This is a genomic window from Pseudoxanthomonas sp. F37, from assembly GCF_022965755.1.
Taxonomy (GTDB): domain Bacteria; phylum Pseudomonadota; class Gammaproteobacteria; order Xanthomonadales; family Xanthomonadaceae; genus Pseudoxanthomonas_A.
The window spans coordinates 3,513,501-3,535,411 of record NZ_CP095187.1; the positions used below are offsets into that span (position 1 = coordinate 3,513,501).

19 protein-coding genes are annotated in these 21,911 nt (G+C 71.0%); 6 read left to right on the forward strand and 13 right to left on the reverse strand.

Translation table 11 applies throughout. From position 1 onward, the window contains the following. Nucleotides 1-297 precede the first annotated feature (297 nt). The gene (locus MUU77_RS16500) at nucleotides 298-1,203 is read left to right on the forward strand and encodes a DUF481 domain-containing protein (protein WP_245089099.1); all 906 of its coding nucleotides are present in this window, start codon (nucleotides 298-300) and stop codon (nucleotides 1,201-1,203) included. Nucleotides 1,204-1,216: 13 nt separating this feature from the next. Here the strand turns inward: MUU77_RS16500 and hemC are convergent, their stop codons facing one another. The 4 genes from hemC to MUU77_RS16520 all read right to left on the reverse strand — a co-directional run bounded on the left by hemC (nucleotide 1,217) and on the right by MUU77_RS16520 (nucleotide 4,506). After that, entirely contained in the window at nucleotides 1,217-2,125 is a 909-nt protein-coding gene (gene hemC, locus MUU77_RS16505; RefSeq protein ID WP_245089101.1) for a hydroxymethylbilane synthase, read from the reverse strand. A gap of 37 nt (nucleotides 2,126-2,162) precedes the next feature. After that, nucleotides 2,163-2,894: a LytTR family DNA-binding domain-containing protein gene (locus MUU77_RS16510; protein WP_245089105.1), complete on the reverse strand. Its 732-nt coding sequence runs from the start codon at nucleotides 2,892-2,894 to the stop codon at nucleotides 2,163-2,165. 94 nt (nucleotides 2,895-2,988) lie between these two features. Next, nucleotides 2,989-3,675 carry an alpha/beta hydrolase gene (locus tag MUU77_RS16515; protein WP_245089108.1) on the reverse strand — a complete coding sequence of 229 codons (687 nt, stop codon included), beginning with the start codon at nucleotides 3,673-3,675 and terminating at the stop codon, nucleotides 2,989-2,991. A 36-nt stretch (nucleotides 3,676-3,711) separates the two neighbouring features. Next, entirely contained in the window at nucleotides 3,712-4,506 is a 795-nt protein-coding gene (locus MUU77_RS16520; RefSeq protein ID WP_245089111.1) for a TonB family protein, read from the reverse strand. Between the two features lie 474 nt (nucleotides 4,507-4,980). Between MUU77_RS16520 and MUU77_RS16525 the strand changes: the two genes are divergently transcribed. After that, nucleotides 4,981-7,188, forward strand: coding sequence for an EAL domain-containing protein (locus tag MUU77_RS16525; protein WP_245089114.1), 2,208 nt, complete (start codon nucleotides 4,981-4,983; stop codon nucleotides 7,186-7,188). Here the strand turns inward: MUU77_RS16525 and MUU77_RS16530 are convergent. Then, nucleotides 7,160-8,014 carry an NAD-dependent protein deacetylase gene (locus MUU77_RS16530; RefSeq protein WP_245089117.1) on the reverse strand — a complete coding sequence of 285 codons (855 nt, stop codon included), beginning with the start codon at nucleotides 8,012-8,014 and terminating at the stop codon, nucleotides 7,160-7,162. The genes MUU77_RS16525 and MUU77_RS16530 overlap by 29 nt on opposite strands. A 52-nt stretch (nucleotides 8,015-8,066) precedes the next feature. Beyond that, nucleotides 8,067-9,086, reverse strand: a complete 1,020-nt coding sequence (locus MUU77_RS16535; protein ID WP_245089120.1) for a LacI family DNA-binding transcriptional regulator — start codon at nucleotides 9,084-9,086, stop codon at nucleotides 8,067-8,069. Nucleotides 9,087-9,379: 293 nt separating this feature from the next. On the opposite strand from MUU77_RS16535, the gene MUU77_RS16540 reads away from it, so the two are divergent. Next, complete coding sequence (locus MUU77_RS16540) at nucleotides 9,380-10,846, forward strand: glycoside hydrolase family 30 protein (RefSeq protein WP_245089123.1); 1,467 nt, start codon at nucleotides 9,380-9,382, stop codon at nucleotides 10,844-10,846. Between the two features lie 108 nt (nucleotides 10,847-10,954). Here the strand turns inward: MUU77_RS16540 and MUU77_RS16545 are convergent, their stop codons facing one another. The 4 genes from MUU77_RS16545 to MUU77_RS16560 form a co-directional block, all read right to left on the reverse strand. After that, nucleotides 10,955-11,908: a hypothetical protein gene (locus MUU77_RS16545; protein WP_245089126.1), complete on the reverse strand. Its 954-nt coding sequence runs from the start codon at nucleotides 11,906-11,908 to the stop codon at nucleotides 10,955-10,957. Between the two features lie 99 nt (nucleotides 11,909-12,007). Further along, nucleotides 12,008-12,187 (reverse strand): hypothetical protein, encoded by a 180-nt coding sequence (locus MUU77_RS16550; protein WP_245089128.1) that lies wholly within the window; start codon nucleotides 12,185-12,187, stop codon nucleotides 12,008-12,010. A 367-nt stretch (nucleotides 12,188-12,554) separates the two neighbouring features. Continuing rightward, nucleotides 12,555-13,532 (reverse strand): sulfotransferase, encoded by a 978-nt coding sequence (locus MUU77_RS16555; RefSeq protein ID WP_245089131.1) that lies wholly within the window; start codon nucleotides 13,530-13,532, stop codon nucleotides 12,555-12,557. After that, nucleotides 13,529-14,539, reverse strand: a complete 1,011-nt coding sequence (locus MUU77_RS16560; protein ID WP_245089134.1) for a glycosyltransferase — start codon at nucleotides 14,537-14,539, stop codon at nucleotides 13,529-13,531. Before MUU77_RS16560 ends, MUU77_RS16555 begins: the two co-directional genes overlap by 4 nt. A 281-nt stretch (nucleotides 14,540-14,820) precedes the next feature. On the opposite strand from MUU77_RS16560, the gene MUU77_RS16565 reads away from it, so the two are divergent. Beyond that, nucleotides 14,821-15,540, forward strand: a complete 720-nt coding sequence (locus tag MUU77_RS16565; protein WP_245089137.1) for a response regulator transcription factor — start codon at nucleotides 14,821-14,823, stop codon at nucleotides 15,538-15,540. Beyond that, the gene (locus tag MUU77_RS16570) at nucleotides 15,537-16,952 is read left to right on the forward strand and encodes an ATP-binding protein (RefSeq protein WP_245089140.1); all 1,416 of its coding nucleotides are present in this window, start codon (nucleotides 15,537-15,539) and stop codon (nucleotides 16,950-16,952) included. The genes MUU77_RS16565 and MUU77_RS16570 overlap by 4 nt, the downstream gene beginning before the upstream one ends. Nucleotides 16,953-16,956: 4 nt before the next feature. Here the strand turns inward: MUU77_RS16570 and MUU77_RS16575 are convergent, their stop codons facing one another. The 3 genes from MUU77_RS16575 to MUU77_RS16585 form a co-directional block, all read right to left on the reverse strand. After that, entirely contained in the window at nucleotides 16,957-19,080 is a 2,124-nt protein-coding gene (locus MUU77_RS16575; protein ID WP_245089143.1) for a TonB-dependent receptor, read from the reverse strand. A 255-nt stretch (nucleotides 19,081-19,335) separates the two neighbouring features. Beyond that, a complete protein-coding gene (map, locus tag MUU77_RS16580) occupies nucleotides 19,336-20,112 on the reverse strand; it encodes a type I methionyl aminopeptidase (protein ID WP_245089146.1) in 777 nt (258 codons plus the stop codon). Beyond that, nucleotides 20,109-20,321, reverse strand: coding sequence for a ParD-like family protein (locus tag MUU77_RS16585; RefSeq protein WP_245089149.1), 213 nt, complete (start codon nucleotides 20,319-20,321; stop codon nucleotides 20,109-20,111). Before MUU77_RS16585 ends, map begins: the two co-directional genes overlap by 4 nt. A 153-nt stretch (nucleotides 20,322-20,474) precedes the next feature. Here MUU77_RS16585 and MUU77_RS16590 point away from each other — a divergent pair, with 153 nt between their 5' ends. Beyond that, nucleotides 20,475-21,887: a serine hydrolase domain-containing protein gene (locus tag MUU77_RS16590; protein ID WP_245089152.1), complete on the forward strand. Its 1,413-nt coding sequence runs from the start codon at nucleotides 20,475-20,477 to the stop codon at nucleotides 21,885-21,887. The last annotated feature ends 24 nt before the right edge of the window (nucleotides 21,888-21,911 follow it).

Genomic DNA, 21,911 nt, shown 5'->3' on the forward strand with positions numbered 1-21,911 from the left:
GGTGCCCGGCGCCACGGCGTGTCCACGCCGCCGTGACGCCCTCAACGCACGGACCCCAGGCGCTGACCTTGTTCCCCGCCCGGAAAGCCCGATCCCGCGATACCGCAACGCCCACCACGCCTGCCGGGGCGTTGCCGCGGGCCGCATGAGCCTGCCGACCGTGACGACGATCCTGGACCACGCGCCTGGCCGTGGCAGAATGCATGGCGCAAACCTGAATCGGAACAAGCACTTGGGTTGTCGCTCCCACGGCCGCTGTCTACCATGTAACCGCTTACATCCCGCCCGAGACCTGCCATGCCCCGCCTGATCACCGCTTCCCTGCTCGCGTCCGCCTTGCTGGCGGCAGGCTTGGGCCCCGCCCAGGCAACCGAAGTGCTGCTGCCCCGCAACGACAAGGAGGAGGCGCCGCACACAGGCAAGGGTTTCGGCAAGGAAGGCAGTACCGCCTTGCCGGTGGTGGCCATGGCCGTGCGCCCGGTGCCTGACCCCGTTCCCGAGCCCACGCCGCCCGCCCCCACGTTCACCGGCGGCGGCGAGCTGGGCTTCGCCGCGGCCAGCGGCAACAGCAATACCGAAAGTTTCAACGGACGCCTGGACCTGACCTATACCGACGGCGGCGCCTGGCGGCACAGCGCCAGCCTGTTCGGCCTGCATTCGCGCTCGGAGTACCTGCGGACCCAGGAGGACGGCAGCCAGGTGCGCGATACGCGCACCACCGCCAACCGCTACACCGTCACGGCCAACAGCGCCTACCTGATGGACGACCGCGGCACGCTGAACACCTCCCTGCGCCACGAGGAGGACGATTTCGGCACCTACAGCCGCCAGCAGTCGCTCAGCCTGAGCTACGGCAACCGGGTGATCGAGAACGAGCGCGCGCACCTGGACCTGCAGGTGGGGCCCGGCTATCGCCGCGCCTACGACACCCTCGACGGCCGCACCGAAGCCAGCCTGATCGGCCGCGGGCTGATCGACCTGCGCTATGCGTTGAGCGAGAACACCGAGATCGTCAACAAGCTGCTGGTGGAATCGGGCGAATACAACACGTTCGCGCAGAACGACCTGGGCGTGTCGGTGACCATGAACTCGCACCTGGCCCTGAAAGCCGGCTGGCAGGCGCGCCACAACAGCGACGTGGCGCCCGACATCAAGAAGACCGATACGCTGACCACCATGAACGTGGTCTATCGCTTCAAGTAGGCACGCACGCCGCTCAGGCGAGGAACGCGCCCGCGCCCTGCTCCAGCAGCTGCGCGGCGACCCGGCGCCCGAGCGCATCGGGATCGGCCACCGTACCGTGGCCTTCGGCGCGCAGGGTCTGGCCGTCCGTCGCCGAACCCACCAGCCCGGACAGCACCAGCGCATCGCCCTCGCGGCGCGCGAACGCCGCCACCGGCACGTGGCAGCTGCCGTGCAGCGCCCGGTTCATCGCGCGCTCGGCCTCCACGCAGGTGCGGGTGGCGGCATCGTCCAGCACCGCGAACAGCGCGTGCGCAGAGTGATCGTCCGCACGGCATTCCACCGCCACCGCACCCTGTGCCGGCGCCGGCAGCCACTCCGGCGCGTCCAGGCGTGCGCGGATGCGCCCGGCGAACCCCAGCCGCTGCAGGCCCGCGCAGGCCAGGACGATGGCGTCGTACTCGCCGGCATCCAGCTTGGCCAGGCGCGTATTGACGTTGCCGCGCAGGTCCAGCAACTGCAGGTCCGGGCGCAGCGCCCGCAGCTGGGCCTGCCGCCGCAACGAGGAGGTACCCACGCGCGCGCCGTGAGGCAACGCCGCAATGCCGTCGTGGTGGTTGGACACGAAGGCGTCGGCGGGGTCGGCGCGGGCCAGGATGGCCGGCAACGCGAACGGCCCCTCCAGTTCCATCGGCACATCCTTGAGCGAATGCACCGCGCAATCGGCCTCGCCGCGCAGCATGGCCAGTTCCAGTTCCTTGAGGAACAGGCCCTTGCCGCCGATCGCGGCCAGCGAGCGGTCCAGCACTTCGTCGCCGCGCGTGCTCATCGGCACCAGTTCCACCACCAGGCCGGGATGCGCCTCGCGCAGCCGTGCGGCGACGTGTTCGCTCTGCCAGAGGGCGAGCGGGCTCTTGCGGGTGGCGATGCGCAGCGTGTTCATGCGGGCATTATCCCGCATGCCATGGCCGCTGCGCAGATCAGAGGGCCTTGACCGTCTCGCGCAGGCCGGCCACGCAGCGCCGGCTGACTTCCAGCGGCGCCTTGCCGTGGCGCAGGATGGCCTGCACGTGGCCGTCGCCGACGCGCTTGATCTCGACCAGTTCGTGCCGCGCCACCAGGCAGTTGCGGTGGATGCGCACGAAGCGCCCGCCGAACTCCTCCTCCAGCGACTTCAGCGATTCCTCTATCAGGTCCTCGCCGCGCGCATGGTGCACCACCACGTACTTCTCCTCGGCCTGCAGGTAATGCACCTCGTCGACCGGGATCAGGCGGAGGCTGCCGCGCAGGCGCGCGCACAGGTGCGTGCGCGGCTGCTGGCTGGATGCCGCCGGTGCGTGCGTCTCGCGCCCGGCGATGAAGGTGCGCGCGCGCTCCAGCGCCGCGGCCAGCCGCTCGGACCGGATCGGCTTCATCAGGTAGTCGATCGCGGCCGCCTCGAAAGCGGACAGCGCATGTTCGTCGTACGCCGTGCAGAACACCACCGCCGGCCGGGGATCGAAGGCGGCCAGGTGGCGGGCGGCCTCCAGGCCGTCCACGCCGGGCATGGCGATGTCGAGCAGCACCATGTCGGGACGATGCTGCGAACAGGCCTGCAGCGCATCCAGCCCGTTCTCGGCCTCGGCGACCACGTCGATGCCGGGATGTTCGGCGAGCAGCGCGCGCAGGCGCTCGCGCGCCAAGGGTTCGTCGTCGGCGATGACCACTTTCACGGCAAAGGCGTCCTCGATGAACGTTGGCGTGATCCCCCGCGGCCTAGGTTACCCATGGCGGCGCCCTGCGTCACCCGTCGGGGACGCACGGTGATTACAACGCAAACCGCCGGCTCATCCAGTCACCCAGGTCACGGATTTCCTCCGCACAGACCTGGTGGCCCATGGGATAGCGGTGCCATTGGACATCGAAGCCCAGTTCGCCGAGCGCCTGCGCACTCTGCTCGGCGTGGATCAGCGGAATCACCGGGTCGCCCGTGCCGTGGGCCATGAACACCGGCTGCGCGGTCGCCGCCGCGCCCCGATGCCGCCCCGCCTGCGCCGCGCCCGGCAGGTAGGTCGACAGGGCGATCAGGCCCGCCAGGGGAACCTGCCGGCGCAGGCCGGCCGCCAGCGTGATGGCGCCGCCCTGCGAGAATCCGGCCAGCAGCAGCCGCTCCGGCGGGATGCCGCGCGCCTGTTCGCGCGCGATCAGCGCATCCACCTGCGCCAGCGATTCCTCGATGCCGGCGCTGTCCGCCCGGGTGGGGAAGTCCATGCCCACGATGTCGTACCACGCACGCATGCGCACGCCGTTGTTGATGGTCACCGCGCGCACGGGCGCGTGCGGGAACACGAACCGCAGGGCCGGCCAGCCCGGCCTGACCAGTTCCGGGACCAGCGGTGCGAAGTCGTGGCCGTCGGCGCCCAGCCCGTGCAACCACAGCACGGACCATTGCGGCGCGGGGCCGGTTTCGTGTTCGACGGTGTCGAGGAGCGGAGCATCGGTCGCAGGGGTCATGCGGCCATTGTCGCCGCAGACGCCGGTGGACACCAATCAGCCGTCGCGGGCGGCCTCGGCCGGCAGGCGGAAACGCACCGTGCGGCTGGAATCGTGCGCACGCCCGGTGGCTTCGAACCGCCAGCGCTGCGCCACGGCCAATGCCGAAGCCTCGAACATGCCCGGCGGCGTGGACGACAGCAGCCGCGCGTTGCGCACGCTGCCGTCGGGCTGGATGGTGAAGGCGACCTGCGCTTCGCCCTCGATGCGCGCGCGCAGCGCCGGCAGCGGATACCGCGGCTGTGCGTCCTGCACCAGGCGGGGGGCGCGCACCTGCGCCACTTCAGGCGAAGGCGCGGCAGCGGCGATGGAAGAACGGGGCTGCGCCACGACGGCCAGCGCAGGCGCGGCCGGGGACGGCGGCTCCGGCGCGCGCACGGACGGGGTCGCCGGTGCGGGCGCCGGGTCCGCAGCGACGACGGGCTGCAACCCCGGTGAGCGCTGCGCCGGCGGCGGAGCGGTGGACGCGACCCCTTCCGCATCAGCCGCCTCCTGTGCGCGCACCAGCGCGTCCAGACTGGCGCGCAGCCGCGGCAACGCGGGCGCACCCGGATCGATGCGGGCGATCAGCGCCTGCAGGCGCACCGCTTCGCGGCCGTCGCCCCGCGCGATCGCCTGCTCGGCGGCGATCAGCACGTACGGCTGCAGTTCGGCCAGCGCCGCCCGGGCGCGGACGCACTCCGGCGGTTGCGCGCACGCGTCCAGATAGTGCTCCACCGCATTGTCGCCGGCCGGCGCCAGCATCCGGCCCTCTGCCAGCGCGCGCTCGGCGCGCGCGTACGGTGCGGTCATGGCCGCGACATCGCCTGCGCCCGCCATCCCGTCCGCAGGCGCTGCGTTTGCCTCCACGACAGCGGGACGGGCTGCGTCCCCGCATGCCGCCAGGCACAGCGCCGCTCCCATCCCCAGTCCCATCCATCGTGCTTTCATGGCCACCCCCTGTCATGCGGGCGGCAAGGCTAGGGCGCCTTCATGACGCCGGTGCGTCAGTGCCGTGGCCACGCTGCGCGTACTCCCGTTCGGACACGGGACATCACCCGCGCTGCGTGCAGGAACGCGCGCGCACGGCGGCGTGGCTTCCCGCGTGGGCACTGGAAGCGTTTGCAGCCGGCACGGCCACCCCGCGCGGGCGTGAAGTTCAGGTAAAGTGCGGCGATCAGGGGCCGATACCGTTCCGTACAGCCCCGTTTCGGGGGCAGCTGAGCAGAGGACGCCGTGGCGAACCCGGACCATCAGGCAGATACCGTTCTTGGGGAAGGACCGACCATGAGGCCCACTGCCATCGTCATGCCGTCGCACTTCGTCGATGACGCCCGCGACGTATCGTGGGTCATCGACCACAGCGACAATGCGGTGGTCGTCTGCGACGAGGCGGCCCGCGTCACCTGGATCAACCAGGGTTTCACGCGCATGCTGGGCTACACGCTGGAGGAGGCCGCCGGCCGAAGGCCCAGCGATTTCCTGGCCGGCCCGCATACCGACCCGGAAACGGTCGAATGGGTGCGCGGGCAGTTGAATACGCAGCAGGGCTACCGGACCGAATTGCTGGTCTACGCCAAGAACGGGGTGCCGCTGTGGATCTCGGCGGTGGTCAACCCGGTGTACGACCCCGACCGCAACGTCCGCTACCTGCTCGGCGTCTACACCGACATCACCCACAGCAAGCTGCACGAAGAGTTGCACCGCAAGGTCCTGGGCGCGATCGTCCGCGAACAGCTGCTGCAGGACGTGCTGACCCTCATCTGCCGCGAAGTGGAAAAGGTCATGCCCGAGGCCGTGGCGTCGGTGATCGGGCTGGACGACTATGGCCGCCTGCGGCCCCTGGCGGCCCCCAGCCTGCCCGACCAGATCGCCGCCGTCATCGACGGCGAACTGGCCGGCCCCATGGTCGGCGCCTGCGGTTCGGCGGCCTGGAGCGGGCAAGCGGTCGAATGCAGCGACATCGAACGCGATCCGCGCTGGCAGGCCTACAACGCGCCCTTCCTGGCGCTGGGGATCCGTGCCTGCTGGTCCAATCCGGTGAAGGGCCACGACGGACGCGTGCTGGGCACGTTCGCCCTGTACTACTGGGAAAACCGCGCACCGGACGAGTTCCACCAGCGGGTGGTGGATGTCTGCCTGCACCTGTGCGCGCTGGCGATCGAACGCGATCGCGCGCATGCGCGCATGCACCAGCTGTCGTTCTTCGACACCCTGACCGGCCTGCCCAACCGGGCGCTGTTCAACAGCAAGGTGGAGCAGATGCTGCTGGGCGCCGCGCGCCGCGACAGCGCCGTGGCCCTGCTGTTCATCGATATCGACCGTTTCAAGATCGTCAACGACACCCAGGGCCACTCCGCAGGCGACGCCCTGTTGCGCGAACTGGCCAAGCGGCTGGGCGGCGAGCTGCGCGAAGGCGACGTGGTGGCGCGCCTGGCCGGCGACGAATTCGTGCTGGCCGTGCCCGACCGCAGCGCGGAGGAAGCCGCCAACCTCGCCGACCGGCTGATGGCGCGGCTGGCCGAACCGGTCATCGCCGGCCGGATGATGCTGGCGCCGCAGGCCAGCATCGGCGTGGCCATGTTTCCTGCCGACGGCTGGGACGTCGACTCGCTGGTGCGCCACGCCGACATCGCGATGTACCGCGCCAAGTCCGAGGGCGGCGCGCGCATCGTGTTCTACAGCCTGGAGATGAACCAGGCCATGCAGGAGCGCCTGGCCCTGGAGAACGCGCTGCGCGAGGCCGTGCGCAGCGGCCAGCTGCGCCTGCACTACCAGCCGCAGGTGGTGCTGGACGACGACGCGCGCCTGCACGGCGTGGAGGCGCTGCTGCGCTGGCGGCATCCGGAGATCGGCGAGATCTCGCCGGCCACCTTCGTGCCGATGGCCGAGGAATGCGGCCTGATCGACGAACTGGGCCGCTGGACGCTGGAGGAAGCCTGCACGCAGATGGCCGACTGGCGCCGTCGCGGCGTGCCGGTGCCGCGGGTGTCGGTGAACCTGTCGGCGATCAACTTCGAGCAGCAGGACCTGCCCGCCTTCATCGGCAACGTGCTGGGCAAGTGCGGCCTGTCGCCGGACGAGCTGATGGTGGAGGTGACCGAGAGCGTGATGCTGGCGCAGAAGGCCGAGGTGCTGGCCAACATCGACGCGATCCACCGGATGGGCGTCAGCCTGTCGATCGACGATTTCGGCACCGGCTACTCCAGCCTGAGCCACCTGCACCGCCTGCCGATCAGCGAACTGAAGCTGGACATGAGCTTCGTGCGCGACCTGGAGCACAGCGAATCGGCGCGCGCACTGACCACGTCCATCCTGCGCATCGGCGAGAGCCTGTCGCTGAAGGTGGTGGCCGAAGGCGTGGAAAGCGCGGGGCAGCGCGCCGTGCTGGCCTCGCTGGGCTGCGACCTGCTGCAGGGCTACTACGTCTCGCGCGCGCTGTCGCCGCACTCGCTGGAACGCTGGATCAGCCTGCAGCCGACGCCGGCGTCATGACGGCCGCCAGCGCGTCGGCGCCGAGCAGGAAGCGCAGCGCGTCCCCGCACGGGGCCGCCGTCCGGAACCGCAGCAGGTCCTCGGCGCGGGTGCGGCCCAGGTTGACGGCGGCCACCGGGATCTGCGCGCGCACCGCCGCGTGCACGAACCGCAGGCCGGAATAGACCATCAACGACGAACCCACCACCAGCATCGCGTCGGCCTGCGCGAGCCGCGCCATCGCGGCGTCGACCCGGGCACGCGGCACGTTCTCGCCGAAGAACACGACATCCGGCTTCAGCATCCCGCCGCAGGCGTCGCACGCGGCCACCTGGAATCCGGCGAAGTCGGCGCCTTCCAGGTCCGCATCACCGTCGGGCGCCGCACCCGCCACCAGGCCGGCCCAGGCCGGGTTCGCCTCCGCCAGCCGCACCTGCAGGTCCGCGCGCGACGAGGATGCGCCGCACCCCAGGCACAGGACCGCATCCAGACGGCCGTGCAGGTCGATCACGGCGCGGCTTCCTGCGGCCTGGTGCAGGCCATCGACGTTCTGGGTCAACAGCTGGCCGCAGCGTCCCTGCGCCTCCAGTGCCGCCAGCGCGCGATGCGCCGCATTCGGCCGCGCCTGTGCGATCCGCGGCCAGCCCACCAGGCTGCGCGCCCAGTAGCGGCGGCGGGTGAGCCCGTCGCCGACGAAGGCCTGGTAGGTCACCGGCGGCGGACGCTTCCATGCGCCGTGCTCGTCCCGGTAATCGGGAATGCCCGACCCGGTGCTGCACCCGGCACCGGTCAGCACGAACAGGCGCCTGTGCGCCGCGATGAAGTCTTCGAGCCGGGAATCGCCCATGACCGCAGCATAGGCCATGCCGCCCCCGGCGTGCCCGCGGCCCGCGCAGCGGTCAGGCGCTGCGATGCCTGACGGGCGGCTGCGTCGATTCCCGGAACAGGACCTCGTGCTCGACCTGCACCATGCCGCCGGCATCCGTCGCGCGGATGCGCGCCAGCAGCTGCATCGTGGCCAGTCGCCCCATGTCGGAAGTGGGTTGGCGCACCGTGGTCAGCGCCGGGTAGATGTGGCGGGCGATCGGCGTGTCGTCGAAGCCGCAGACGGAGATGTCGCGCGGCACCACCAGGCCACGCTCGCACGCGGCGCGGATGACGCCGGCCGCCATGTCGTCGTTGGCGGCGAAGATCGCGGTGGGCGGCCGCTTCAGGTCGAGCAGGCGGTTGCCGGCCTCGATGCCGGATTCGAACGAGAACGCACCCTGCACCACCAGGTCTTCGTCGTACTCGATTCCCGCCCGGCGCAGCGCTTCGCGATAGCCCTTGAAACGCCACTGGCAGGCACCGTGCGCGGGCGGGCCCTTGATGTGGCCGATGCGGCGGTGGCCCTGCGCCACCAGCCCGGCCATCAGCTCACGCACGGCCGCGGTTTCGTCCATCATCACGCCGATGCGGCCGTCCGGATGCTTGGGCGCGATGCAGGCGAAGGCCACATCGTGGGCTTCAAGGAACTCCAGCACCACCGGATCGTCGGTCAGGGGCGGGATGAGCACCACGCCGTCCGGCGCGAAGTGCTCGAACACCACCTTCAGGTCGTCCACCTTGCGCTGGCGCGAGGCCCCCACCGGTGCCAGCACCAGGTTGTAGTGGTTGTCGCGGCAGGCTTCCAGCATGCCGTTCTGGATTTCCATCAGATAGTTGCGCGACGGGTTGTTGTACACCAGCGCGATCACGTAGGAACGCTGCCCTGCCAGGCTGCGCGCGGACAGGTTGGGGCGGTACTGCAGCTTCTCGACGGCCGCCATCACGCGCTGGCGCATTTCGTCGCGCACGTTGGGCTCGTTGTTCAGCACCCGCGATACGGTCTTCATCGACACGCCTGCGGCAGCGGCCACATCCTCGATCCGACTACGCATGCGCTCCCGCTCCATTCCCGAACCACTCTCCCGGCACGACGCCGGATTCTGACAGCCCCGGCGGCCCCTTGGATACCACGACCGCGGCGACCCTGCGCCCCGCCGATCCTGCTGCAGGGCAACACGCCCGCGCGTCCCGCCCGCCTTGTGCAGGCCGGGCGTCACACTGTCGTGCCACCGGACGCGCGCTCCATTGACAGCGAGATGTAGCAGCGGTATGACAGCGCTGTCAACAACAGCGCGGCGCACATGGCCTGCCTGGCCGCGTCACCCGCTTTCCACGAGGCATATCGATGCATTCCATCCGCTTGTTCGCCGCCGTCGCCCTGGGCGCGACGATGGCCGCCGGCCCCACGCACGCCGATGCCGCGCCACCGCAGGAGCGCCCCATGCCGACATCGGCCACCGTGACCATCTACACCACTGCACGCGACACCGGGCAACGCCTCAGCCAGGCCGGCACCGTCACCCTCAAAGGCGGCCACGCGCTGACCGAGGTCGAGAACTCGGTGTTCGTCGATCCCACGCGGCGCTTCCAGCCGCTGCTGGGCATCGGCGGCGCCATCACCGACTCCACCGCCGAGGTCTACGCCACGCTTTCGCCGGACAAGCGCGCCGAGTTCATGCGCGCCTATTACGACAGGGAGTCCGGCATCGGCTATTCGCTGGCCCGCACCACCATCCACAGCTCCGACTTCAGCCCGGCCAGCTACACGTACGTGGAGGAAGGCGACAAGACGCTGGCCTCGTTCTCCATCGAGCACGATCGCCGGGCCCGCCTGCCGATGCTCAAGCAGGCCATCGCGGCCGCGGGCGGCGAGCTGCCGCTGTTCGCCAGCCCATGGAGCGCGCCGGCCTTCATGAAGACCACCGGGAACATGCTGCGCGGCGGCGCGCTGCTGCCCGAGTACCGGCAGGCGTGGGCGAACTACTTCGTGCGGTTCATCCAGGCCTACGAGAAGGAAGGCGTGCCGATCTGGGGCATCACCGTGCAGAACGAGCCGATGGCCACCCAGACCTGGGAGTCGATGCTGTACACGGCCGAGGAGGAACGCGACTTCCTGAAGGACCATCTGGGCCCGACGATGCACGCCGCCGGCTACGCCGACAAGAAGATCATCGTGTGGGACCACAACCGCGACATGATGCCGTACCGCGCGCAGGTGATCCTGGGCGACCCCGAAGCCGCCAAGTACGCCTGGGGACTGGGCTTCCACTGGTACGAGACCTGGGCCGGCTTCGATCCGATGTTCCGCAACGTGGCGGCCGTGACCGAGGCGTTCCCCGACAAGCCCGTGCTGCTGACGGAAGCGGCGGTGGAGAAGTTCGACCCGGCGCGCTACCAGCACTGGCCGAACGCCGAGCGCTACGGCACCTCGATGATCCACGACCTCAACAACGGCGCGGTGGGCTGGACCGACTGGAACATGCTGCTGGACGAGAAGGGCGGCCCCAACCACGTGGGCAACTACTGCTTCGCGCCGCTGCATGCCGACACGCGCACCGGCGAGCTGATCTACACGCCCAGCTACTACTACATCGGCCACTTCTCCAGGTTCATCCGGCCGCAGGCGCACCGTGTCAGCACCGCCACCAGCCGCAGCACCCTGCTGGCCACGTCCTTCGTGAACCCCGACGGCCGCCTGGCGACCGTGGTGATGAATCCCACCGACAAGGAGATCGCCTACAACTTGTACGTGGGCCAGGCCTCGGCCGTGGTCACCATTCCGGCGCGCGCGATCCAGACGCTGGTGAACTGACCCCGGCGGTGCGCGCGTGCCGCCATGCCCGGCCGCACGCCCGATGCCTGATCCCTGCGCGGCACGGTGCGCGGGCCGCGTCCGGCCCATCGCGCGGTCGCCGCCCGGTCACCGGCTGCACTGGGCCAGCTTCTGGCGTGCGTACCAAAGGGCGCGCCGCGCCAGCATGTAGGCCGCGTCCGCTTCGCGCGGCAACAGGTGTTCGGCGCGGACCGGGTCGGCGCCGTGCGCGACCGCGTACTCGATGCGCTCCAGCTGGGCCAGATGCAGGCGGACCGGGCGCGCCAGCGCGGACACCCGCGAGGCGCCGCACTGCGGAAACTCGCGCTCCAGGGCCGCCAGTTGTTCCCGCAGGGTGCGGCTGGCCGCGCCGTCGAGCCCCGGCGCCGGCTCTTCCGCGATGGGCGCGGCCTTGTAGGCGTCGCCCGTCGCTTCGCTGCCCAGGTCCGCCACCCGCTCGTGAAGCGCGGGATTGAAGCGCACCGGCGGCGGCGGCCGGGGGCGTGCCGGCTGGTCGCCATCGCCCAGCGGTATGTTCACCGCGGCGCCCGTGACCGATCCATGCGCGTTCTCCAGCGCCGCATCGCCCGCCGTGCCCTTTCCAAGCCAGGCCTGGTCGAAGCGCGTGGCCTTGTAGTCGATGGGGTTGACGCGATCGAAGGGCCCGCGAGCGCCGGCCTGGCGTCCGTCGGGCGTGCTGCCCGGTGGCCTGGCGGTCGCGGCCGGTGCGTTGCCGAGAACGTCGGGCAGGCGCAAGCGCCCGTCACGTCCGTACAGCAGCATGCGCGGAGCGGGCACGGTGGCGCGTGCGGGACCCGACGACCTCGCCGGTGGCGCGGGTGCCCCTGCCCCGGCTTCGCCGCGTGATGAGGCCCAGGCCGCGGCCGTGGCCGGACGGGAATGCGCCTCATCCGGGGCAGGGGCACGGGGGATGAAGCGCAGCCGCAACGCAGTCTCCCGCGCATCCCCGCTCCTCGGCGGCGAACGCTGCGACAGCAGTACCAGCGTGGCGAGAACGATGATCAGCAGGCTGCACGCGCCTGCGATCAGGCGGTCAAGCATGTCGTCCCCTGTCCGGCGCGGATGCACCGCGTCGGGCGTGCAGGGCTCAAGCCGCACGCCGGATCGCGTCGCCAGGCAGGAGCGCACCCCCTCGGCGGGTCACGCAGGATCTTCTTCGTGTTCGTACCCTTCGAGTCGCGGCTCCTCACCCATCGCCTCCAGGCAGAGGTCGAGCAGCGCCCACTGATCGTCCGTCAACGTCGTCGCGGCATCCTCTTCTTCCGCCATGGGCGATGGCAGGTCGAGTTCGACCGCGCAGGCTTCCAGCGCCTTCTCCAACTCGAACTCCAGCCCGGGGGCCGGCGGCGGCACGGGATGGAGGCCATGCAGGGGGTAAGGCGCGTCGACGGGACCCCACGGGACGGGGAGGCCCCCCGGGCCCGAAGGACACCGGATGATGCGGCGCGCGGATGGGCTGCATGCAGCACGCCGCCAGGCCGGTGGTGATCAGCATCAGGAAAGCGGCGCGGGAAAACGCATGGTCGAACAAGGGATCTTCTCACCGGAAGAGGCCGCAAGGGCACGGATGGGCAGGGCGGCATGGGGAGTGGACAGCGCAAGGGAGAGGCCTGCGAACCACTCCACCATGCCGGGCGGAACGCGGCCAGCATGGCCTGGCCGCGTGGCGCGGGAATGTCCGGTTGTGTCAGCGCGTGTCCGGCGCCCGCGCCGTCGTGCGCGGACTTCCCCGCGCCGCCAACGCGGACTCCACCCAGCGGCGCTGCGAAGCATCGAGCACGTCGCAGAACGCATCGCGCGCGTGCAGGGGTTCCAGGTTTCCGGCCTTCCACGGCTCGTCCGCGCGCAGCAGTTCCCCGGCGAGCGTGCGGTAGCGGGACCACAGCGCATCGTCCGCTTCGCAGCCGAGGAACGCCAGCACGCTGGCCAGTGTCGCGTGGGGCTCGCGCACCAGCGCTTCGTAGCTCACATGCAGGTGCCGCGGATCGCCCCGCCAGCGCTCGCTCTCCCGCCTGGCGGTGTCCCAGCGGTCCACGCACCGCTCCAGCGACAGGAACGGTCGCCAGGCAGGATGATCGCGGGCGGCACGATAGAGCGAGCCGACGACCTGCGGGCCCTCGCGCTGCACATGCAGGAAGCGCACATCGGGCACCGTGGCGCGCAGATGGTCGATGTAGAACAGGTGATCGGGCGTCTTTTCCAGCCAGATCGGCTTGTGCAGGGCCAGCGCATGGGCGTCCAGGGTGCGCACGAACGCCCGCAGCTGAGCATCCAGCCACCATCGCTTCCGCTCGGGCATGAGCACCGGCAACGCGAGGCCGCGCAACGACGACCATGCGCGCGCGGCGCGGCGCGGATCGACCAACGACCAGCGCACGAGGGCGTCGCGCCGCCAGCGCCTGAGGCGGGCGACGGGCGTGCGGGGTCGGTCGGCTTCGCAGCGACGGTGCTCCTCGCTGCCCAGCAGCAGCGGCAGGAAATGCGTTTCCGGCAGGGAGCGGATCTGCCGGTGCGCGTGCAGGAGCGACTGCAGCAGGGTCGTGCCGGACCGCGGGCATCCCACCAGGAACACGCGACGCCGGACATGCCCCGGCGCCATGCCGGCGGCGGCGTCCCGCAGGACCTCGGCCAGGCAGGCGTGCTGCCGCAGGCGGCGGGGGTTCACCCCGCGCGTCCGCTGGCCAGGCGCGGCGCCGCCTCGCCCAGCAGCAGGGGAACGCACGCCCGCACCCGTTGGTGGAACGTGCTGCGGCTGGCCAGATAATGGGCACGCGCGGCCTCGCCCATCGCGGCGCGCTGCCAGCCCGTGAGGCACAGCGCACGGTCGACCGCACGTTCGATCGCCTCGATGGTCACCGGGTGCGTGGTGTCCAGCCCCTGGCGCCGCCCGGGCCGCGCCGCGATCAGCACGCCACGCTCGGGCGTCACGTGCTCGTTCATGGGGGCCGCATCGGTCGCCAGTACCACCGCACCGACACTCAGCGCCTCGACCAGATGGTGCCCGTACCCTTCCACTTCCGACGGACACACATGGAACTGGTGCCGGTTCTGCAGCCAGCGCAGCGCGCTGTCGTCCAGATGGCCGATGTGGTGCTCGATGTTGACCGCGGCCGGCCCGCGGCGCGCATGGCGCTGGGCCTGCACCACGGTCAGCCGCGGCCACTCCGGATGCAGGCGCCATGCCGCCAGCAGCACCTCGGTACCCTTGGCCGCGCTGCTGCCGGCGAGATGGAAGAAGGCGCGTTCGCGCGGCACGGACACGTCGCGCCGGTCATCGCTGGTGAAGCCGATGTAGGCGGTGGGGCATCCTCGCGCCTGGAAGATGCGCTGCGCATGGCGGGTCTTGCACAGGACCAGGTCGAACCGCGGCAGCAGCGGCTGCCATCGGTCCAGCAGCCACTCGGGATTGGGCACCAGCACGTTGCGCCTGGACAGCGGCAGACAGCGCGGATAGACCCGTTCGAGGAAGACCTGCACGTCGGTCCGGCCGTGCCGCAGCCGGCGAGCCCACAGGCCCAGCTGCATCGCCTTGCCCGAGCGGCCACCGGCCCCGAAGGCCACCCTTTCGCATTCCAGGCCGGCCTGCGAGAGGCCTTCCGCCATCAGGCGCAGGTCGCGGCTCAGGCCGGCTCCGTTGTCCCGGGTGAGCACGCGCAGGGAGGGAGCGGGCATGGCAGGCACCTGCAGGGAGGAAACCCCGAGCCTGCGCGCGCGCTGTCGCGCGCGTTTGCCCGCCCGTGTCGACGCACGAGGCGTGCGCCGACACACGCCGCCACATGCCGGCACATCGACGCCATGCGCGCCGGGCAGACTGCCCGGGTGTTGGCGACAGACCGACCGTGTCCTGAATCCCTGGAACCCTTGCCGCCACGCCACGTGGCGGCGCCTTTTTCCTCGGCGGCAGGTCCGGGCTGGCGCATACTTCCCAAGGACGCCGACGGCGACGCTGCACGATGGACCTGAGCTCCCACATCCTGGTGGTCGACGACGACCCCGAACTGCGCACGCTGATCGGCGATTTCCTGCGCGATCACGGTTATCGCGTGGAGGTGGCGGGCGACGTGGCGGCGATGCGCGAGGCGATCGCGCGCCGTCGGCCGGACCTGGTGGTGCTCGACGTGATGATGCCCGGCGAGGATGGCCTGTCGGCGGCGCGCCGCCTGGCGAGCGAGACCGGCCCGCCGGTCATCATGCTCAGTGCGCTCGGCACCGATACCGACCGCATCATCGGCCTGGAGGTGGGTGCGGACGACTACCTCGCCAAGCCGTGCAATCCGCGCGAGCTGCTCGCGCGCATGCGGGCGCTGCTGCGGCGCAATCCGCCCGCCACGGAGAGCGAGCCGGCGCCGGCGGCCGGCATGCAGTACCGCTTCGACGGCTGGAGCCTGGATGTGGCACGCCGCGAGTTGCGCGACCCGACGGGGCTGCACATCACGCTGTCCGATGGCGAATTCACCCTGCTGCGCACCTTCGTCGAGCACCCGCAGCGGGTACTGAGCCGCGACCAGTTGCTCGACTACGCGCGCGGGCACAACGTCGATGTCTACGACCGCGCCATCGACAGCCAGGTGAGCCGCCTGCGCCGCAAGCTCAGCGAGCGCGGCGGTCCGGACATGATCCGGACGATCCGCAACGAGGGCTACATGTTGCTGCCGTCGGTCGTGCGCCGGTGACCACACGCCTGCGCCGCCTGCCGCTGTTCGCGCGGACGTTCCTGCTGCTGCTGGCGGCGCTGGCGGTTGCGCATGCCATCGGCATGGCGGTACTGCTGTACCACCATCCCGACGACGGCATCGCCTTCAGCGAACTGACCGCGCTGCTGTCCTCGCGCATGCCCGCCACCGATCCGGACCTGAAGGTCTACGACGCCGCGCAACCGCCCACCCCGGATCCCGCGCGCTACCGCGCCTCACCGTTCGTGCGCGATCTGCTGGGCCAGTGGCTCGGCAGCGATGCGCAGCACGTCCGCTTCTACCACCTGGTGCGGCCGCAGCCGTTCTCGCCGGCACCGCGCGAACCTGCCGGGCCGCCCCCCATGGCCGGCGCCGGCCTGGGGGTCCCCCCGATGGATGGCGCCGCCCGGCCGCCGGAAGACGCAGGCGACCCGGCGGCGCAACGGTTCATGCTGGCGTGGCGACCGGATGCGCCGTTGCGGGGGGACTTCGTGGCCGCCTTCAAGCAGGCCGATGGGCGCTGGCGGGTGGTGGAGAACACCCGCAACCGCGCCAGCTTCGTCGCCCGCCTCGCCACGCTGTTCCTCGCCGGCATGCTGGGCCTGCTGCCGCTGGCCTGGTGGTTTTCGCGGGCGCTGGCCGCGCCCATCCGCCAGTTCACGCGCGCGGCCGACCGCATGGGACGCGAAACCGGCGCGCCTGCCCTGCCCGTGACCGGTCCCAGCGAGTTCGCCAGCGCGGCCGCCGCCTTCAACGCCATGCAGGCGCGCCTGGACCGCCTGCTGCAGGAGCGCGGCGAGATGGCGGGGGCGATCGCGCACGACCTGCGCACGCCGCTCGCGCGCCTGGCGTTCCGGCTGGACGCGCTGCCCGCGGAGAGCCGCGCCAAGGCCAGCGCCGACATCGCCGAGATGTCGCAGATGATCGATGCCACGCTCGCCTTCATCCACGACCAGAACCGGCGCGTGCTGCGCGAACCCCTCGATCTGCGCCTGTTGGTCGAAAGCGTGGTGGACAGCCTGCGCGACATGGGCCATGACGTGCGCGCCGATGCGGGCCCGCCCGCGCCGATGCGGGGCGATCCGGTGTCGCTGCGGCGCATGGTGGCGAATCTGGCCGAGAACGCCCTCAAGTACGGCCACCGCGCGCGCATCGCGCTGGCGGCCGAAGGCGACGGTTATCGCCTGGATGTGGACGACGAGGGCCCCGGCATCGACCCGGCGCAGGCCGAACAGCTGTTCGTGGCCTTCGTGCGTGGCGAGGCGTCGCGCAACCGGAGTACCGGCGGGATCGGCCTGGGACTGGCGTCGGTGAAGCACACCGTGCTCGCGCACGGCGGCCAGGTGCAGCTGTCCAATCGCAGCGAAGGCGGCCTGCGCGCCAGCGTCTACCTGCCGCGAGGCCTGGACTGACGCGTCATCGCGCAGTCCAGTGCCAGCGGGCGCCGACGGTGAAGGTGCGCCCTGCGCCGGGTTCGTAGAACCGTCCGTTGCCTTCGTTGACGATCACCGAGCCGATGTGGAACCGGTCCAGCGCGTTGTCGATGCGGACGAACGCCTGCAGGCGGCCGCTCGCCCACGACCGCTCGCGGCCTGCTTCCAGGTGCAGTACGCCATGGCCGGGCGCGCGCTCGCTGCCGGTGTCGTTGACGGTCACATCGCCCATGCCCACCAGCTGCGCCGAGGCCTGCCAGCGCTCGCCCCGCCAGCGCAGCCGCAGCGAGGCCTGTTGCCGTGCTATCCCGGGAATGCGCGTGCCCGCGGCGACCCGCACGCCGGGCGTGGTGCAGCCGGCGGCCGTGCAGATGGGGAAGCTGTCGCGGAACGTCGCGTCCAGCCATGTGTACGCGAACTGCACCTGCCACGCATCGCCGAGCGGCACGTCGGATTGCAGTTCGAGTCCTTGCCGGCGCGCGGCGCCGGCATTGCGGTAGCTGCTGCGTCCGCCGACATTGCGCGCCACGGCGAGTTCGTCGTCGGTATCGGCACGGAACACCGCCGCCTCCAGCGTCGTCCCGTCCGACACCCGCCACTTCGTACCCAGCTCGACATTGCGGCTGACCGCCGGACGCAGGTCGAACGCCAGGCCCGCGGCGCCATCGGCGCGGTAACCCAGTTCGTTGAAGGTCGGCGTCTCGAAGCCGCGCCCCCAGGAGGCGTACAGGCGCCACGCCTCGTCCGGCGCGAACACCAGTCCCGCCACCGGCAGGGTGCGGTCGTAGACCACGCGCCCGCTGTCGTCGGGATTGGTCGCGGTGACGTACGCATCCCGGGACGTGAAGGTGATGCGGCTGCGGCGCGCGCCCGCCAGCAGCGACCAGCGCGGCGCGAACCGCCACCAGGCCTGCAGGTACTGGTCCGCGTTCTGCACCGTGTTGCGCTCGTCGCGCCGCAGCGCGCCGCGCACGCCCAGCGCCGTGCCGACGAAGTTCTCGTAGCCGCGGCGATGCTGGCGTTGCCGGTCCGCACCCAGGCCGGCCGCGAATTCGACGGGCCGGTCACCCAGGCGTCCGGCCCATGACCAGCGCAGGTCGGCGCCGCCATAGGCGTTGTCCAGGTCGATCACGCCGCCCGAGTTCAGGGGATTGGCCTGCGCGCCGACCGGCAATGCGAGGAACTGCTCGACATCGCGCTGGCCGCCATAGCCCATCACCCGCACCTGGTGTCCGTCGCCGAACGGCAGCGCGTACACCGCGCCCACCTGATCCTGGCCCACCGACTTGCGCGTGTCGAACGCGGTGGCGACGGACGCAGCCTGGCGGGGCGATTGCCATGCCTGCGCCCGCGTCAGGCCCAGCGGATCCTGCGCATCGGGCGCGTGGAGACGATTGGCGACCAGATCCAGCGTGCCGGCGCCGCGGCGAAGGCGCAGCAGGATGTTCAACGACTCGCGGCGCGCGGCCGCGTGGTCGCGATAGCCGCGCGTATCGAACACCGACGCCGCCACGTTGTAACCCACGGCATCGCCGGCACCGCGCAGGCGCGCGCCCAGCACGGATGTGCCGTGGCTGCCGGCGCTGGCCTGCAGGCGGGCGTCGTGTCCTTCGTCCGGGATATCGCTCCATGCCTGGATCACGCCACCGGAAGAGTTGCCATGCAGGGCCGAGAACGGGCCCCGCAACACCTCCACGCGGTCCGCGCCCAGCATGCTGAAGTGCGACACCTGGCCCTGCCCGTCGGGCATGGTCGCCGGCACGCCGTCGGCGTACAGCCGCACGCCGCGTACGCCGAAGGTGGAGCGCGCACCGAACCCGCGGATCGACAACTGGGTGTCCTGCGCGAAGTTCTGCCGCTCGCGCGCCTGTACGCCCGGTACGCCGTCCAGCGCCTCCGAGAGCGCGGCCTGCGTGCGCGCGCCTCCATCCCCCATGGGCACCACGCTGATCGAGGCGGGCGTATCGAATGCGGTGACCGCTTCCAGCCGCGTGGCGGTCACCACCACACGGTCCAGGGTCTCGGCCGCGCGTGATGTGCCGGCTTCTCCGGTCAGCGCCAGGGGCGCCAGCGTGGCACCCCAGACCACACAACAGAATCGCGACATCGCATGCATGCAGGTAACCGGCCGGCGCGGCACGCCGGCCCTGCGCGACCCGCGACCACGCGCGCGTAGCGCGCAGCACCGGTCGGTTGTCGCCGGGCGCCGACATTGAGCCCGAAACGAAGGAGTGGAACGTGGGCGGCAGCATATACCAGGTGTGGATTTCGCCATCTGCTCAGCCGGCGAGGCCGGCGCGACGGCAACCCGACCGCTCCGGTTGCGGCCAACGATCATCCCGGGCCTTCGTGCCGCGCGCGCTCAGTCCACCTCGCAAAGCGGCGCTTCGCCGGCTCGCAACGTCAGCACGCGCACGCCGGTGCGGGTGACCGCGACGGTGTGCTCGAACTGCGCCGACAGCCTGCCGTCGCGGGTGTACACCGGCCACGCGTCCGGATGCGCGCGGATCGCGGCCTTGCCCTGGTTGAGCATCGGCTCGATGGTGAACACCATGCCTTCCTCCAGCGCCAGGCCGGTACCGGGACGGCCGTAGTGGAGCACCTGCGGCGCTTCGTGCATGGCCCGGCCGATGCCATGCCCGCAGTACTCCTTCACCACGCTGTAGCCCTGGGCACGGGCGTAGTGCGCGATCGCATGGCCGATGTCGCCCAGGCGCGCGCCCGGGCGCACCGCCGCGATTCCCTTCCACATCGCCCGGTACGTCGCCTCCACCAGGCGCCGTGCGGGGTAGGCCACCTCGCCCACCAGATAGGTCGTGCTGGAGTCGGCGATATAGCCGTCCTTTTCTAGCGTGATGTCGAAATTGACGATCTGGCCGCTGCGGAGCACATCGTCCGATGACGGCACCCCGTGACAGACCACGTCGTCGATCGAGGCGTTCAGCACGTAAGGGAAACCGTACTGGCCCTTGCTGGCGGGCCGCGCATGCAGATCGTCCACGATCATGCGTTCCACCAGGTCGTTGACCTCCAGCGTGCTGCGGCCTTCCAGCCGCAGCCGTCCCAAGGCATCGAACACTCCGGCCAGGAGCGCACCGGCCCGGGCCATCAAGGCGATTTCGGCGGCGCTCTTGATCACGCGCGCGCCGGCCGCAGGGGATGTGGCTTTACCCCCGCCGCCCGCAACTCGTCGGCGACGATCTCCTGGAAGCTCAGATGGGGATTCATCTCGCACAACAGGCCGACCTTGATCCAGAAGTTGGCCTGCGCGTTGATGGAACGATGGGTGACGGTACAGGCGCGCCGGATCTGATCGTGCAGGTCGTCGTCGATGTTCACTATGCCCATGGGGGCCTCGCATCGGGTGGATATACGAATCATATACGATCCGCATATCGTCCGCAGGTCGCGCCACGGAACCCTCCGCCGTCGTCCGCGACGCGACTGCAACCTTTCGGCACGGGCCGGCATCTGCAGGAGCGACCCCTCCCGAGTACCGCCATGATCCGACCGCTCCTGCTGCTGGCCTGCCTCTGCGCCTGCCCCACCCTGTCCGCCCGGCCCGCCCCCACGGACGACGCGCCGGCATCGACACCGCACCCCGCGACCGAGGCCGACGCCCGGCAGGCCCTGGATGCCTGGATCGCCGCCTTCAACAGGGGCGACCGGGCGACATGGGAGGCGTTCGGCCAGCGCTACGGGTCGGCGATGAACATCGACAACCTGCTCGAGTTCCGCGACAGCATCGGCGGTTTCATCCTGGCCAGGCGCGAGCCCGCCGAGGGCGACACCGCGGTAGCGCTGCTGCGTGAAAGGGAATCCGACAACCACGCACGGCTGCGGGTCACGCTGGAGCCGGGACCGACGGCGCGCATCGACCTGGCCGGCGTGGCCACGCCACCGGACCTGAAGCCTGCCCGCCTGGATGCGCAGGGTGCGCTCGACGACGTGGCCGCCTTCGCCGAAGCGGCGTCGGCCAAGGACGCCTTTGCCGGCGCCCTGTTGATCGCGCAGGGCGACGAGGTCCTGCTGCAGGGCGCCTGGGGCCTGGCCGACCGCGCCACGGGCGCCGGCAACACGCTGGATACCCGCTTCCGGCTGGGCTCGATGAACAAGATGCTGACCTCGGTGGCGATCCTGCAGCTGGTGCAGGCCGGGAAGGTGTCGCTGGACGGCACGCTGGGCGACTATCTGCAGGCCTACCCCAACCCCGACATGCGCAGGGCGACGGTGCGGCAGCTGCTGTCGCACCGTGCCGGCGCGGGCGACATCTTCGGTCCGGCGTTCGATCGCCAACGCGAGCGCCTGCGCACGCATGCGGACTACCTGGCGCTGTACGGCGCGCGTGCGCCCGCGCATCCCCCCGGGTCCCGCCACGACTACTCCAACTACGGTTTCGTGCTGCTGGGCGCGATCATCGAAGCGGTGTCGGGCCAGGACTATTACGCCTACGTCGAAGAACACATCCTGGTCCCGGCCGGCATGCGCGACACCGGTTCGCTGCCCGAGTCCGACGACATGCCCCGGCGCGCGCGCGCCTACATGCGCACCCGCGGCCAATGGCTGGATGCGGCGCACACGCTGCCGTGGCGCGGAACCGCTGCCGGCGGCGGCTACAGCACGGTCGGCGACCTGCTGCGCTTCGCACGCGCATTGCAGGGCGGCCGCCTGCTGGACCCGTCCCTGCTGGCCGTCGCCACGCGCCCGGACGATGCCGGCTATGGCCTGGGATTCACCGCAGGCGAATTCGAGGGCCTGCCGTGGTACGGCCATGGGGGCGGCACCGCCGGGATGAACACCGAATTCCGCGTGTTCCCCACCCTGGGCCGGGTGGTGATCGGCCTTGCGAACGTCGATCCGCCCGTGGCGCAGCGCCTGGTGGACCGCTACCTGGCGCGCATGCCGCTGGAGTAGCGCGGCGCATCGCGTGGGCCGCGA